Origin of the sequence: Enterobacter kobei, assembly GCF_001729765.1 — a bacterium.
Taxonomy (GTDB): Bacteria; Pseudomonadota; Gammaproteobacteria; order Enterobacterales; family Enterobacteriaceae; genus Enterobacter; species Enterobacter kobei.
This window is the reverse complement of record NZ_CP017181.1, coordinates 3,689,209-3,704,127: the sequence shown is the minus strand read 5'-3', so window position 1 is coordinate 3,704,127 and position 14,919 is coordinate 3,689,209. Positions and strand designations below refer to the sequence as shown.

The 14,919-nt window shown below is 57.0% G+C and carries 9 protein-coding genes and 7 pseudogenes; 7 read left to right on the top strand and 9 right to left on the bottom strand.

From position 1 onward, the window contains the following. Nucleotides 1-322: 322 nt before the first annotated feature. The 5 genes and pseudogenes from BFV64_RS24560 to BFV64_RS17875 form a co-directional block, all read left to right on the top strand. Nucleotides 323-496, top strand: a pseudogene (locus BFV64_RS24560) (AAA family ATPase); the annotation flags it as partial. 63 nt (nucleotides 497-559) lie between these two features. Then, nucleotides 560-1,239: pseudogene (locus BFV64_RS25070) on the top strand (IS3 family transposase); the annotation flags it as partial. 672 nt (nucleotides 1,240-1,911) lie between these two features. Then, nucleotides 1,912-3,420 (top strand): group II intron reverse transcriptase/maturase, encoded by a 1,509-nt coding sequence (gene ltrA, locus BFV64_RS17885; RefSeq protein ID WP_001189111.1) that lies wholly within the window; start codon nucleotides 1,912-1,914, stop codon nucleotides 3,418-3,420. 80 nt (nucleotides 3,421-3,500) lie between these two features. Beyond that, nucleotides 3,501-3,977 (top strand): annotated as a pseudogene (locus BFV64_RS24540) (IS3 family transposase); the annotation flags it as partial. Between the two features lie 24 nt (nucleotides 3,978-4,001). Next, nucleotides 4,002-4,619 (top strand): annotated as a pseudogene (locus BFV64_RS17875) (AAA family ATPase); the annotation flags it as partial. 88 nt (nucleotides 4,620-4,707) lie between these two features. On the opposite strand, the gene cadR reads toward BFV64_RS17875, so the two are convergent. Then, nucleotides 4,708-5,115, bottom strand: a complete 408-nt coding sequence (gene cadR, locus BFV64_RS17870) for a Cd(II)/Pb(II)-responsive transcriptional regulator (RefSeq protein WP_004364961.1) — start codon at nucleotides 5,113-5,115, stop codon at nucleotides 4,708-4,710. Between the two features lie 95 nt (nucleotides 5,116-5,210). Between cadR and BFV64_RS17865 the strand changes: the two genes are divergently transcribed. Further along, nucleotides 5,211-6,107 (top strand): cation efflux transmembrane domain-containing protein, encoded by an 897-nt coding sequence (locus BFV64_RS17865; protein WP_004364974.1) that lies wholly within the window; start codon nucleotides 5,211-5,213, stop codon nucleotides 6,105-6,107. A 3-nt stretch (nucleotides 6,108-6,110) separates the two neighbouring features. After that, nucleotides 6,111-6,587 (top strand): annotated as a pseudogene (lspA, locus tag BFV64_RS17860) (signal peptidase II); the annotation flags it as partial. A 277-nt stretch (nucleotides 6,588-6,864) separates the two neighbouring features. Here lspA and BFV64_RS17855 read toward each other — a convergent pair. The 8 genes and pseudogenes from BFV64_RS17855 to BFV64_RS17820 all read right to left on the bottom strand — a co-directional run bounded on the left by BFV64_RS17855 (nucleotide 6,865) and on the right by BFV64_RS17820 (nucleotide 14,749). Further along, nucleotides 6,865-7,869, bottom strand: a complete 1,005-nt coding sequence (locus BFV64_RS17855) for an IS110-like element IS5075 family transposase (protein ID WP_069602322.1) — start codon at nucleotides 7,867-7,869, stop codon at nucleotides 6,865-6,867. A 78-nt stretch (nucleotides 7,870-7,947) separates the two neighbouring features. Continuing rightward, nucleotides 7,948-10,743: pseudogene (locus tag BFV64_RS17850) on the bottom strand (Tn3-like element ISPa38 family transposase); the annotation flags it as partial. A gap of 217 nt (nucleotides 10,744-10,960) precedes the next feature. After that, nucleotides 10,961-11,227: a hypothetical protein gene (locus BFV64_RS17845; protein WP_018429638.1), complete on the bottom strand. Its 267-nt coding sequence runs from the start codon at nucleotides 11,225-11,227 to the stop codon at nucleotides 10,961-10,963. Between the two features lie 170 nt (nucleotides 11,228-11,397). Continuing rightward, on the bottom strand, nucleotides 11,398-11,679 hold the full coding sequence (locus BFV64_RS17840; protein WP_046092728.1) for a DUF427 domain-containing protein: 282 nt from the start codon (nucleotides 11,677-11,679) through the stop codon (nucleotides 11,398-11,400). A gap of 69 nt (nucleotides 11,680-11,748) precedes the next feature. Then, nucleotides 11,749-11,973: pseudogene (locus tag BFV64_RS17835) on the bottom strand (glutaredoxin domain-containing protein); the annotation flags it as partial. A gap of 100 nt (nucleotides 11,974-12,073) precedes the next feature. After that, on the bottom strand, nucleotides 12,074-13,351 hold the full coding sequence (locus BFV64_RS17830) for a thiolase family protein (RefSeq protein ID WP_198427195.1): 1,278 nt from the start codon (nucleotides 13,349-13,351) through the stop codon (nucleotides 12,074-12,076). Nucleotides 13,352-13,407: 56 nt separating this feature from the next. Beyond that, nucleotides 13,408-14,151 carry a ferredoxin reductase gene (locus tag BFV64_RS17825; RefSeq protein ID WP_044059343.1) on the bottom strand — a complete coding sequence of 248 codons (744 nt, stop codon included), beginning with the start codon at nucleotides 14,149-14,151 and terminating at the stop codon, nucleotides 13,408-13,410. After that, on the bottom strand, nucleotides 14,144-14,749 hold the full coding sequence (locus tag BFV64_RS17820; protein WP_033982388.1) for a sulfite oxidase-like oxidoreductase: 606 nt from the start codon (nucleotides 14,747-14,749) through the stop codon (nucleotides 14,144-14,146). The genes BFV64_RS17825 and BFV64_RS17820 overlap by 8 nt, the downstream gene beginning before the upstream one ends. Between the last annotated feature and the right edge of the window lie 170 nt (nucleotides 14,750-14,919).

Here is a 14,919-nt window from a genome sequence, read left to right as displayed (position 1 = left end):
GTCCGTACGACATAATTAATATCAAAGAATGTGTATTATTATCATTTAAATCATAAAAGCCATGAGTCAGTTCCAAAAAATATAATGAGCATTGAAATTATTACCCATCATTCTGGAGTTTTAACTTAGCCATGTATCGAACCACAAGTTGGCTTCCGGTGTTTTGAGGAGCAGTAAAGTTCAGAAAGCGCGACCAGATCATAATCCAGAAATGTCGTTAAGATATTCTCAATAACGGTTATCCCTGCATGCTGGCAGGCATTTGAAAATATATTTTGTATTCAGGTTGCAGCAAAACGCTTTCTTACACACAGGACTTCATATGCGGCTCAAAAAATTAAAACTGAAAAACTTCAGAGGCTACAGAAACTCTACTGAAATCATTATTGATGAAGGCATGACGGGCATTGTTGGTCGTAATGACTTTGGGAAATCAACGCTTCTGGAAGCGCTGGCTATTTTTTTTGAAACAGAAGGAATGAAGGCTGACAAGAATTGAATCGCCACGGGTTTAACAGACACCTCAGAGTCATTTAAGATGGCTTAAAGAGAGGTGCCCATGAGCGGTAAGCGTTATCCCGAAGAGTTTAAAACTGAAGCAGTCAAACAGGTTGTTGATCGCGGTTATTCTGTTGCCAGCGTTGCAACACGTCTCGATATCACCACCCACAGCCTTTACGCCTGGATAAAGAAGTACGGTCCGGATCCTTCCACTAATAAAGAACAGTCAGATGCTCAGGCCGAGATCCGCCGTCTCCAGAAAGAGCTGAAGCGGGTTACCGACGAACGGGACATATTAAAAAAAGCCGCGGCGTACTTCGCAAAGCTGTCCGACTGAGGTACGCCTTTATCCGTGACAACACCTGTTGCTGGCCTGTTCGCCTGCTCTGTCGGGTGCTGGATGTTCATCCCAGTGGTTTTTACGCCTGGCTTCAGCAGCCGCATTCACAACGCCATCAGGCAGACCTGAGACTGACAGGACAGATTAAACAGTTCTGGCTGGAATCGGGATGCGTTTATGGTTATCGCAAAATCCATCTGGATCTGCGGGACAGCGGGCAACAGTGCGGAGTGAACCGGGTCTGGCGACTGATGAAACGTGTCGGGATAAAGGCTCAGGTCGGATACCGGAGCCCGCGGGCACGTAAAGGCGAGGCCAGTATCGTGTCGCCCAACAGGCTCCAGCGACAGTTCAATCCGGATGCTCCGGATGAGCGTTGGGTAACGGACATAACCTACAGTGTGCCCGGAGTTCAGGGCGGGCATGGATGCTTAAATGAACCGCGAGTCTGTCTGGAATATTGAACCGGTAACTCACGATGAGAAACCCAACAATCCCACCGGGTGTGACGGTGGAGAACCTGAGCGGCAGTGACCTGCGGCATGCCCGCAGGGTGATGTAACCCGCTGACAACGGGGATTGAGGCGAGATCACTAAGCCGAGATGATCCTCAAGGTTAAGTACTGAAAGGCTGAAGAACATGAACCCGTTAATCCGCCTCTGTGGGTTGAAAACGTCACCACGGCCTACGTGATCTGACAGGCCGTGCAGGAGGAACTGGCAGTGATACGTAAGCACTGCCGGTCGAAGGTGTTTTGACATGTATGCGAAACACCGGGGCAGCAGCGTCTATCACGCTTGCGATGCTGACTTCTGCCAACTTGCGGCAAGCAAGGATAAAGAGTGCGACGGGCAGCCTCCTCAGTATGCCTGAGTCCAGGCAGGTAAACCGGGGAAGGTCAGCGACGGATGTTAAGGGGGCATGGCTCCGATGACGCGCTGGCTGGCGGAGCTTCCGTAGTAGTCCGCGATGGGGAAAGCCCATTACATGGCGAAGGGAAGCAGTTTGAATGTGTTTGCGACGTGAATTAACTGACCTAACGAGGTGAAGACCTTTGATAATCAGCGAAATGCAACGCAAGCTTGCCACATGGGCAGCCACCGATCCGTCCCTACGGATTCAACGGCTGCTGCGTCTGATAACACAACCAGAATGGCTGGCTGAAGCGGCGCGGATCACGCTTTCATCAAAGGGGGCCCATACCCCCGGCGTTGATGGCGTGAACAAAACAATGCTACAGGCCAGACTGGCTGTTGAGCTGCAAATCCTCAGGGATGAATTACTCTCAGGCCACTACCAGCCCTTGCCCGCCAGACGGGTTTACATCCCTAAAAGCAACGGCAAACTGCGACCACTGGGTATCCCCGCGTTGCGGGATCGTATTGTTCAGCGGGCCATGCTGATGGCGATGGAGCCGATATGGGAGAGTGATTTTCATACGCTCTCATATGGCTTCCGGCCTGAGCGCAGTGTCCACCACGCGATCCGCACGGTGAAATTACAGCTCACAGACTGTGGTGAAACCCGGGGACGCTGGGTGATTGAAGGCGACCTGTCCAGTTACTTCGACACCGTACATCATCGACTGCTGATGAAGGCTGTACGCCGCAGGATCAGTGACGCACGTTTCATGACTCTGCTGTGGAAAACCATCAAGGCGGGACATATCGATGTCGGTCTCTTTCGGGCGGCCAGTGAAGGTGTACCACAGGGCGGTGTTATATCGCCGCTATTATCGAACATCATGCTGAATGAGTTCGATCAATACCTGCATGAGCGCTACCTGAGCGGGAAAGCCAGAAAAGATCGGTGGTACTGGAATAACAGTATCCAACGGGGCCGAAGTACGGCGGTCAGAGAAAACTGGCAGTGGAAACCCGCGGTGGCGTACTGCCGCTATGCCGATGATTTTGTCCTCATCGTCAAAGGCACCAAAGCACAGGCGGAAGCCATCAGGGAGGAGTGTCGGGGTGTGCTCGAAGGCAGTCTGAAACTCAGGCTGAACATGGATAAGACTAAAATCACCCATGTTAATGACGGCTTTATCTTTCTGGGGCACAGGATCATTCGCAAACGCAGTCGTTATGGCGAGATGCGAGTGGTCTCAACGATCCCGCAGGAGAAAGCCAGAAACTTCGCCGCATCGCTGACAGCACTGTTATCAGGCAACTACAGTGAAAGCAAAGTCGATATGGCTGAACAACTCAACCGAAAACTGAAAGGCTGGGCCATGTTCTATCAGTTCGTTGATTTTAAGGCCAAAGTCTTCAGTTATATCGACCGTGTCGTGTTCTGGAAGCTGGCTCACTGGCTGGCCCGCAAATACCGTACAGGTATCGCTTCCCTGATGAGGTGGTGGTGTAAATCACCGAAACCGGGTCAGAGCAAAACGTGGGTTTTATTTGGTAAAACCAATCACGGCAAGCTCAGCGGCGAAATACTGTACCGGTTGGTGGGGCAAGGCAAGAAGCTGTTCCGCTGGCGGCTACCCGAAGGTAATCCCTATCTGAGGACGGAGACCAGAAACACGTATACATCGCGCTTTACAGAAGTGGCAATGGCGTTCGCCAGCATTTAAATGGAGAGCCGGATGCGCTGAAAGGTGCACGTCCGGTTCGGGGAGGAGAGGCAGGGAAATAGTCCGACTACGCCCTGCCTCTTACTCTACTCAGGACCCACGAAGGCTGGCTGTATCTTGCCGTGGTTGTTGATCTGTTCTCACGCAAAATTATCGGCTGGTCCATGCAATCCCGGATGACAAAGGACATTGTCCTGAACGCACTGCTGATGGCTGTATGGCGGCGTAATCCCCAAAAACAGGTGCTGGTTCATTCGGATCAGGGCAGTCAGTACACAAGCCATGAGTGGCAGTCGTTCCTGAAATCACACGGCCTGGAGGGCAGCATGAGCCGTCGCGGTAACTGCCATGATAATGCGGTTGCAGAAAGCTTTTTCCAGTTGTTGAAACGCGAACGGATAAAGAAAAAGATCTACGGAACGCGGGAAGAAGCCCGCAGCGATATTTTTGATTACATCGAAATGTTTTATAACAGTAAGCGTCGGCATGGTTCTAGCGATCAGATGTCACCGACAGAATATGAAAACCAGTATTATCAACGGCTCGGAAGTGTCTAGATTATCCGTGGCGATTCAAATGACATGAACTGTTTCAGCCTGAGAGAAGGGGAGGGCCGTTTTGAAATAGCCTGTGAATTCGATGATCTGCCCGATTTTATCATGATCGACGACAGGGTGCAGACCACGCTCGCCTCAGAACATCTGCTGAATGAAGACGGCAATTTTGAAATCGTCAAAACGTTTAAAGCAACGACCTCAGGAAAACCGGAGCAGACCTGCATCCGCTGCATCCACCCGGATGAGGAGCCCCTGAGAAATTTACTGGGCATGAAAATTTCCGAACTCAAGGCGGTGGGAAAAGAAGTTGAAAAAAATGTGGCGGATAAACGCACCGCATCGTTATGGCGTCAGGCCATCAGGGAAGCCGCCGCTCCCTATACCTGTTCGGAAATGTTGCTGGATGTCGATAAAGAGTTTGGAACCGACACAAAATCATTATGGGGTAAGATCCTCGATTTGCTGCCCACGTATGCGATTTTCAAAGCCGACAGGGAAAGCAGCGACGGGGATTCAGAAGCTAAAAACCCCTTACAGCAGGCCGTAAAAGACGCTCAGGCGGCGCTGCAGGACAAAATTACAGCGCTGGAAAATGAGATCCAGGACAGCGTACTGGATGTCGCACAGAGAACGCTGGATAAATGGGTAAGCGGATTAAATGGTTGATCTTACCTTTGCATGAGAGTGAGACAGACCGGCATCTCATCGGATTATCTGGTTGATGCTTCACCTACTGCTGGTGCATGTTTCCTTCGCTAATTCCAGCAAGAACCCCACACGCCTCAACTTCCCGGTCATCGTTGCAACTCGCTCTCAGTGAAACGAGTTGTTTCTCAAGCGCTTGCAGAGCGGTTATCTGCGACCGCACATGAGAGATGTGATCATCGAGCAAGGCGTTGACGGCGGTACAAGGCTGATGAGGGTCGTCCTGATAGCTCTGTAGTTCGTGAATCTCAGCCAGTGACAGGCCCAGGATTCTGCAGCGACGGATGAAGGCCAGCCCCTCACCATGCTTCTCGGTATAGACACGGTAACCGTTGTCCTGCCGATCAGGCGGCGGCAACAAGCCCTGCTGTTCATAGAAGCGGATCGTCTGTGTTTCGACCCCTACCAACTGCGCCAACTGACCAATGCGCATCAGCCTCCTCCCCAACGGATTCTTTACTCTATTGACCTTATAGTAGCTTTATAGTTTTAAATGGTACCACAACATTGTTCAAGTGGAGTCGTATCATGAGCAAATCCTGTGGTGGCGCCTGTGGCGGTGATGCAACGTCCGCAGCGGATACCGATATACAGGCCTCCTCCGAGGCGCCAGGGAGATGGGTCAGTGTTTATGCCGTGCCGAAGATGGACTGTCCATCAGAAGAACGAATGATTCGCCTAGCCCTGAACGGCTTTGAGGAGATTCGGGCGCTGTCCTTCGACTTGTCGAACCGCCGGCTGAAGGTCGTGCATGACGGCGAGGTCGAGCCCGTCACCTCGAAACTGAAGACCTTGGGGCTAGGCGCCTCGCTTCAGGAAACCGTCGCTGCAAATCCGGAGACCATCAAGGCCGCCGAGTTTTCGGCAGCTTCTGCTAAGCAAGAATCCGGGACCCTGCGCTGGTTGCTCGGCATCAATGCACTTCTGTTCGTGGTGGAAATGACTGCCGGTCTGATCGCCCGGTCCACCGGCCTGATTGGAGAATCCCTGGACAATTTTGCCGATGCGGCGGTGTACGGGCTTGCCCTTTATGCGGTTGGACATAGCGTGAAAATGCAGGTACGTGCCGCGCATCTTGCTGGTGTACTGCAACTGATCTTGGCTGTGGGCGTGCTCGTAGAGGTGGTGAGACGCTTTGTATTCGGTAGTGAGCCTGAATCGCTGGTGATGATGGCTATCGCATTCGTCGCATTGATTGCCAATACCAGTTGTCTGCTGCTCATATCCAAACATCGGGAAGGCGGGGCGCACATGAAGGCAAGCTGGATATTCTCGGCCAACGACGTGGTGATCAACCTGGGGGTCATCACCGCCGGCGCCCTGGTCGCGTGGACCGGTTCCAATTATCCGGATCTGATTATCGGCACCATCGCGGGGGGCATTGTACTTAACGGTGCCAGACGCATTTTGGCGTTGAAGGGTTAAATAATGCTCATTATTGGCAAAAAGCTCTCGCCGTATGCCCTATTGTCCATATCGGGCCTGCTGGCAGCGTCTGATCAGGCTGTAAAGTGGCTGGTGCAGCAATCAATGGCCTATGGCGAGTATGTTTCGGTGACCCCGTTCTTTAACTGGGTGCACCTATGGAACACCGGTGCCGCATTCAGTCTTTTTGCGAATGGTGGAGGCTGGCAGCGCTACTTTTTTATCGGAATCGCGGTAGTGGTCTCGATTTTTCTGATCAAGCTGATCCTTGAAAATCGTCATAAAGGAGAAGCCATCGCTTACAGTCTTATCCTCGGTGGCGCCATGGGCAACCTGATTGACCGGGTCTTTCGCGGCTATGTTGTGGATTCCTTTGATTTCTATTGGCGAGACTGGCATTGGCCGGCCTTCAACCTGGCTGATATTGCAATTGTCCTCGGTGCCTTACTTTTCGTTTCCAGCAGCTTGTTGGGTAAAAAAGGGGTCGTCTCAGAAAACGGAATCTATGGTCACTCCCGTTTTTGCAACACCGATTTTGACGACAAGTTGGCTTGCTTGAATCTATCCGGCGTCTGAATGGGATTTTATTCCCGCGCCTCGATGAGTTCCGCGCCTGATGAACCTCCAGAAAATATACGGCTTCAATGAGCCTTTCCGTTTTACAGGTTCCTCAACAGGCCGGTGGGCCGTTAGTATCATCAATATCAGTATTCGCAAAACCAGATGAATGATTGTTTAAACTGGTGTATTTCTGCCTTTATGCTTCGTAAGTTTGCTGTCGCGCCGTCAGTGCCCAGGCTATTCTGGCCAGCTTGTTTGCCAGAGCACAGGTGACGACAAAGTTGCTTTTCCGACACAACAACTCCCTGACCCAGTCGGCCAACTTGCCAGACTGGTGTTCCAGTTTTTGTATGAATACCCTGGCACACTGAACCAACAAAGTTCGGATCTTTTTGTTGCCCCGCTTGCTAATCCCTAACAATGTCGTCCGACCTCCCGTGCTGTACTGTCGGGGTACCAGCCCTGTTGCCGCCGCAAAGTCACGGCTGCTGGCGTACTGCTTCCCGTCGCCAATCTCAGTTGAAATAGTACTGGCAGTCAGCGTTCCAACGCAGGGAATACTCAGCAAGCGCTGTCCAACCTCATCTTCGTCCAACTTTCGTTTCAACTGAGATTCCAGATCTTTAATCTGCTCAACAAGATAGTGATAATGCTGTTGTAATTTCAGCAGTAACTGGCTGAGATAAAGAGGCAAACTACTGTCCTCAAGAAGGGTACTCAGTCGACTAATAACGGCAGCACCTCGCGGAACGCTGATACCAAATTCCAGCAGAAAAGCATGCATCTGATTAGTTGTTTTCACCTTATCCTGAACCAGGGATTCACGGACACGATGCAGAGCTCGCATTGCCTGCTGAGATTCGGTTCTGGGCTGCACGAAACGCATAGATGGACGTGATGCTGCTTCACAGATAGCTTCAGCATCAACGAAGTCATTTTTGTTGCTTTTAACGAATGGGCGGACAAATTGCGGTGATATCAGCTTTGGAAAATGCCCTAACTCTGCCAGCTTGCGTGCCATAAAGTGAGAACCGCCACAGGCTTCCATTGCGATGGTTGTAGCGGGGCATGTCGCCAAAAATTCGATCAACTTTGGCCGGGTAAATTTTTTACGGTAAACAGCCTTCCCGCGACGATCCTGGCAATGAATATGGAAAGAGTTTTTACCCAGATCGATACCAATGAGCGCAATGTTTTCCATGATAGTTCTCCGAATGAAAGCCTGTCCTCAGCATAATACCGGGAAGGAGGGAGTGACCATCTCATTAAATAAAGCACGCTAAGCCGGTTGCAGCGGCCGTAGCGGCCTGAACTTGCCCGCGCCGATCTTGGCGCTGCTGCGCCAGAGGTAATCGCCGGTCAGGTTGATGTGCTCCCAGCCGAGCGGCGACAGGTACTGCAACAGGCCGTCATCGACGGCTTGACCGTGGCCACGCAAGGCGTTCGCGGCCCGCTCCAGATAGACCGTGTTCCATAGCACGATGGCCGCCGTCACCAGGTTGAGGCCGCTGGCCCGGTAGCGCTGCTGCTCGAAGCTGCGGTCGCGGATTTCCCCCAGGCGGTTGAAGAACACGGCGCGGGCCAGCGCGTTGCGCGCCTCGCCTTTGTTCAGCCCGGCATGCACGCGGCGGCGCAGCTCGACGCTTTGCAGCCAGTCCAGGATGAACAGTGTGCGCTCGATGCGTCCCAGCTCACGCAGGGCGACGGCCAGGCCGTTCTGGCGCGGGTAGCTGCCAAGCTTCCTGAGCATCAGCGAGGCCGTCGCCGTGCCCTGCTTGATCGAGGTGGCCATCCGCAGGATTTCATCCCAATGGGCGCGGACGTGCTTGATGTTGAGCGTGCCGCCGATCATCGGTTTCAACGCCTCGTAGGTGGCATCGCCCTTCGGGATGTAGAGCTTGGTGTCGCCCAGGTCACGAATGCGCGGGGCGAAGCGGAAGCCCAGCAGGTGCATCAACGCGAAGACGTGGTCCGTGAACCCTGCCGTGTCGGTGTAGTGCTCCTCGATCCGCAGGTCGGATTCGTGATACAGCAGGCCGTCGAGCACGTAGGTCGAGTCGCGCACGCCGACGTTCACGACCTTGGTGTGGAACGGCGCGTACTGGTCGGAGATATGGGTGTAGAACGTCCGCCCTGGGCTGCTGCCGTATTTCGGATTGATGTGGCCGGTGCTCTCGGCCTTGCTGCCGGTGCGGAAGTTCTGGCCGTCCGACGATGACGTGGTGCCGTCGCCCCAATGCTCGGCGAAGGGATGTCGGAACTGCGCGTTGACCAGCTCGGCCAGTGCCGCCCCGTAGGTTTCGTCGCGGATGTGCCAGGCTTGCAGCCAGGCCAGCTTGGCGTAGGTCGTGCCGGGGCACGATTCCGCCATCTTGGTCAGGCCCAGGTTGATCGCGTCGGCGAGGATCGTGGTCAGCAACAGGTTTTTGTCCTTGGCCAGGTCGCCTGACTTCAGGTGGGCGAAGTGCCGGGTGAAGCCCGTCCATTCGTCTACCTCCAGCAGCAATTCGGTGATCTTGACGTGCGGTAGGATCATCGCCGTCTGGTCGATCAGGGCCTGTGCGGTATCGGGCACCGCCGCATCGAGCGGCGTGATCTTCAGGCCCGACTCCGTGATGATGGCGTCCGGCAGCTCGTTGGCCAGCGCCATGCGGTTGACGGTGGCGAGCTGCGTTTCCAGCAGCGTCAGCCGGTCATGCAGGTACTGGTCGCAATCGGTGGCCACGGCCAGCGGCAATTCGCTGGCCTGCTTGAGGCTGGCGAATTTCGCGGGCGGCACCAGGTAGTCCTCGAAGTCCTTGAACTGGCGCGAGCCTTGCACCCAGATGTCGCCGGAGCGCAGCGCGTTCTTCAGCTCCGACAGCGCGCACAGTTCGTAGTAGCGCCGGTCGATGCCGGTGTCGGTCATCACCAGCTTCTGCCAGCGCGGCTTGATGAACTCGGTCGGCGCGTCGGTGGGCACCTTGCGGGCGTTGTCGCTGTTCATGCTGCGCAGCACCTCGATGGCGTCGAGTACGTCCTTGGCGGCGGGCGCGGCCCGCAACTTGAGCACGTCGAGAAATTCCGGCGCGTAGCGGCGCAGCGTGGCGTAGCTCTCGCCGATGCGGTGCAGGAAATCGAAGTCCTCGGGTTGCGCGAGCCGCTGCGCTTCGGTGACGCTCTCGGCGAAAGCATCCCAGGACATGACGGCCTCGATGGCGGCGAACGGATCGCGGCCCGCTTGCTTGGCCTCGATCAGCGCCTGGCCGATGCGCCCGAACAGCCGCACCTTGGCATTGATCGCCTTGCCGGATGCCTGGAACTGCTGCTGATGCTTGTTCTTGGCGGCATTGAACAGCTTGCCCAGGATGCGGTCATGCAGGTCGATGATTTCGTCGGTGACGGTGGCCATGCCCTCGATGGCGAGCGCCACCAGGGTCGCGTAACGCCGCTGCGGCTCGAACTTCGCCAGGTCGGCGGGCGTCATCTGGCCGCCCTCGCGGGCGATCTTGAGCAGCCGGTTCTGGTGAACCAGCCGCTCGATGCCGGAGGGCAGGTCGAGCGCCTGCCACGCCTTGAGGCGTTCGATGTGTTCCAGCATGTGCCGCGAGTTCGGTTTGACCGGGGATTGCCGCAGCCAGGCCAGCCACGTCGTCTTGCCGTTGTCGCGGCGCTTGAGCAGATCGTCGAGGCGACGGCGATGCACGTCCGTCAGCGGCTCAGCCAAGGCGTCGTAGAGACGCCGGTTGGCGCGGGTAATCGCTTCGGCGCTCGCCCGCTCGACGGCGTTGAGGGCGGGCACAATGACCGACTGCCGCCGCAGGTGCTCGATCAAGGCTCTGGCCAGCACGATGCCCTTGTCGGTTTGCATGGCCAGCTCGGTCAGCAACTGGACAGCCTGCCGGTAGTGGCCAATCGTGAACGGCTGGAAGCCGAACACCGTTTGCAGCTCGACCAGGTGCTCGCGTCGGGTCTGCTCACGCTGCCCGTACTCGTCCCAGCTTTCGATGCCGACCTTGAGCTGGTTGGCGACCAGTCTCAGCAATGGCGGGAACGGTGGCTCATCAGCGCCAAGGATGACGCCGGGAAAGCGCAGGGGCATTGTTGTTCGTCATCGCTTAGACTTTCTCAATCTGGCTACACGGGATCCAGCACCGATTCCCCCACGGATGGCGATGTATAGAAGATGAATTCATTGCCAGACGAAGTCCAATGGCCGGTGGCTATAGTTTTGATACCTTTGAGCGACATGCGCAGTCTTGGGGGGCCGGGCGTCGCAGGCGGACCGGTCGGCCGGGACCTCCACCTGCCCGTCAGGGGGCCGGTCGGAAATCCAGCACGAACGCGACGACCTTTTCGGCGGACATCTCGCACGGCTTCAGCAATGTTCTATCTGATGTAACGCGATAGAGGTTGAAGCTGACAATGTCGGTCCCGGCCAACTCCCTGGCGAACAGGCTGTTGCGACGTCCGTCACCGGATCGCCGGACAGTCACGCCGAAACGCCGGCCTTCGTAGGCGCCTTCGCTGTATCCCTCGGGAAGCTGCGCGAAGGCGGCATCGAACTCGGCATGCTCCATCTCAATCCAGTCGTCTTGATTCGACAGAAGCCCAAGGGTCCGAGGCCCTCGGCGCCAGTCCGCGGAGAAGGTCCGGGGCGGAGCCCTGTAGCCGACGCGGCCTGGGATGGGCGGAAAAGCCGTCCCGCGGGCGCTTGCACATGGCGCTGAGGCCGCCACCTGTCCGCCTGCTACGCAACCTCCACGCCTTTCCAGAAGGCGATATGATCCCGGATGCCCTCGGCGCCTGGCGTCGGATCTGGATAGGTCCAGGCTGCGTTCACGTTGAGCGCGTCTCCCACACGCACATGGAAGTAGCGCGCGGTGCCCTTGATCGGGCAGACGGACGTGTGCGGGCTCATCTCAAGCAGGCCAAAATCGACTGCCGACGGTGGGAAGTAGTGGTTTCCCTCGACGACGACCGTCTCGTTGCTTGTGGCGATGGTGGCGTCATTCCAGATAGCTGAGACCAACGGACTCTCCTTTCGTATTCATCAACCGGCACGGGGCTTGCGGGCTGTCTGCCCCAAGGCCGCACCCCCTCAGATGGCGGGCGGCGTGCGCCCCAGGAGTTTGTCGAGTTCGCCTCTGACATCGAGCTCGAAAAGCTCGTCGGAGCCACCGACATGCGTGCCGTTGATGAAGATCTGCGGCACGGTGTTTCGACCCGACGCTTCCGTCATGGCCTGCCGGTGAACCGGATCCGCCTCGATATCGAGTTCCTTCCATTGCACGCCCTTCTCCTCGAGGAGCATCTTCGCCCGGCGGCAGAACGGGCATCAGTTCGTGATGTACAGCAGCACATCAGTTGTCATATCGCGTCTCCGACAGTTGGAAGCGGATCGCTGTCATGGCGTTGATCTACCGTCAGCCGCGTTCGAGGAGGGCGACTGTGCCTTGACCGCCGTCGGCGCAGATGCTGACGATTGCGCGCGATCCGGGCGGCATGGCCCAAAGTTCCTTTACCGCCTGGCTGAGGTCGCGCGCGCCTGTAGCGCCGAACGGATGACCCAGGGCGACCGAGCCTCCATTGGGATTGACGCGGTCCCAGTCAAAATCGCCCATAGCCGCCTGGACACCGGCTGTCGCGCGCACCCACTCCCGATCGGTGATGGCCGCGACGTTCGCCAGGACCTGGGCTGCAAAGGCTTCGTGGATTTCCCAGAGTGCGATGTCGGAGAAGCTGAGTTGATGCCGCGCGAGCAGGCGCGGAATGCCATAGGAGGGCGCCATCAGCAGGCCCTCGGTGTGGAGATCGACGGCAGAGATCTCGTAGTCGACGAGCCGCGCGTAGGGGGTGCCCGCCGGGAGTCTCGCCACACCGGCTTCGGTAGCGACCCAACACCCGGCGGCTCCATCCGTAATCGGTGAGCTGTTGCCGGCGGTCAGGGTTCCCCTCCCGCTGTCGCGATCGAAGGCGGGCTTGAGTGCGGCCAGCCGTTCGGGCGACGTATCGGCGCGCGGGTTCGCATCGCGCGCCAGCTCAGGCAGCGAAATCACGAGATCGTCGAAGAAGCCACGTTCCCAACCAGCGACTGCCCGCTGGTGGCTCTTGAGCGCCCAATCATCCTGCGCGACGCGCGAGACCCGCCAAGCCTTGGCGGTCTCCTCCATATGATCACCCATCGTCCTTCCGGTGATCCGGTTTGCCCAGCCCTTTGTGGGGAGCACGTAGTCTCGTGGAGTCAGAGACTGGAGGGCGGCAAGCGCGGCGGTCGCATCCTGCGCAAAGAGGTCGGTGAGCCGCTTCGATGCATCGGCCGTCAGGGCGATTGACGGCCGGCTCATGACTTCGGACCCGCCGACCATGGTGAGGTCGGTTCCTCCGCCCAGCATCCCTGCCGCAGCGAAGGTCGCCGTCATGCTGGTCGAGCATGCCAGGACGACGGAGAACGCCGGAACAGTCGGATTGAGCTTGGCATCAAGCCAGGTTTCGCGAGCAATATTGCTCCAGCCCAAATTCGGGATCACGGTTCCCCAGACGAGGAGATCAGGCTCCGCCTGCGCCGCCATCGCCTGCACGACAGGCACGGACAGAGAGATGGCATCGTAGGCAGCCAACGCGCCTCCGCCGCGGCCGAAAGGCGTCCGAAGGCCAGCGGCAATGAAGACGGGTTCGGCAAAGCGGCTCATGATGATCTCCAAAATTAATCCGTGGGCTGCACGTCCACGATCGGCGGGACGCGAAGTAGCTTGCGCCGCTAGCCGCCGTAGCGCTCGGTTTTGACAATGGAGGGGTCCAGGCCGGCCAGCAGCGCGCCCTCGGTCGCGATGTTGACGAAACCGTTGGACCCGCAAACGAATACTTGTGTGGGCTTTCGGTGAAGCCGGGCCAGAACTTCTTGGACCATCACGCCGTCGATCCGTCGCGCAAAGTCCGATGCGCGGATCGGGTTCTCGCGCGTAATTGCCAGCGCCAAGGCGAATGCCGGATCGCTGCATTCGATGGAATGAAGCTCTTTTGAGAAGAGAACGTCTTCAGCGGTTCGTGCGGACAGGAGCAGCGCTGTCGGCACGACCTGGGCTAGTGCGCGGCGCTGCCGGATCATCGCCATCAACGGCACGAGGCCGGAGCCTGCCCCGATCAACAGCACTGGGTCTATGGCAGGTTCAGGCCATAGGAAATGGCCGCCGAGCGGACCACGAAGCTCGATTTCGTCTCCGATCGCCGCGACATCGTGGAAGAACGGCGAAACTTCGCCATCCGGCAGGCGCTCGATAGCGAGCTCGACCGTCGGGAACGAGATTGCCGAAGACGCAATCGAGTAACTCCGCATCGCACTGTAGCCACCGGGCGCGGTCAGCCGGACATCGACGTGCTGCCCTGCGATGTGCGCGAACGGTTTGCTCAACCGAAGGAAGAAGCTCTTGATACTCGGGGTTTGCTGGACGATTTCGTCGATCACGCATGACTGCCACGCGATTTGCGCGCCGTTTTCAGTCATTGGTGTATCGCTGCTCGCGCCACGGATCGCCATAGATGTGATAGCCGCGCAGCTCCCAGAAGCCCGCCTCGTCACGCGTTGTGAATTGCAGCGCGTTCACCCATTTGGCGGACTTCCAGAAGTAAAGGTGCGGAACCAGAAGACGCGCCGGCCCTCCATGATCGCGGGGAAGCGGCTTGCCCGCATAGTTGAGGGCGACCATCGCTTTCCCGGAGAGCAGATCCGCCAGCGGGACGTTTGTCGAGTAATTATCGTAGCAGTGCGCCAAGACGAAATCGGTGGGCCGATCGAGCCCTGCATCTGCAAGGATGTCTTCGATGAGTACGCCCTCCCAGGCGGTATCCAGCTTGGACCAGGACGTGACGCAGTGAATGTCTCGGGTCATCTTGGTCTTCGGTAGGGCGTTGAACTCGCTCCAGTTCCACACTTTGACGGGCTTCGGACCGATCTTGACGGTGAATTTCCAATCGGAGGGCTCCACGCTCGGCGTTGGCCCGGCCGTCAGAACAGGGAAATTCTCCACGAGATGCTGACCCGGCGGTATCCGATCGGACTGGTCGCCGCCTGGACCGCGGCCTGTGAAACCTCTGGTGACCATAGCGAAACCCCCTTGCTTGTCACGACAGACCAGAACCTGATTCAGTTCAGAATTCTGTAAAAGATCTTTGCGCGCACAACCGCCGAACGAGCCAATTCACTGAAAATCAGAATACCGGATTCTCTATTAGCGTAGAGAAAAGTGTTGGACCATTTTGAGTCGTGGTTATG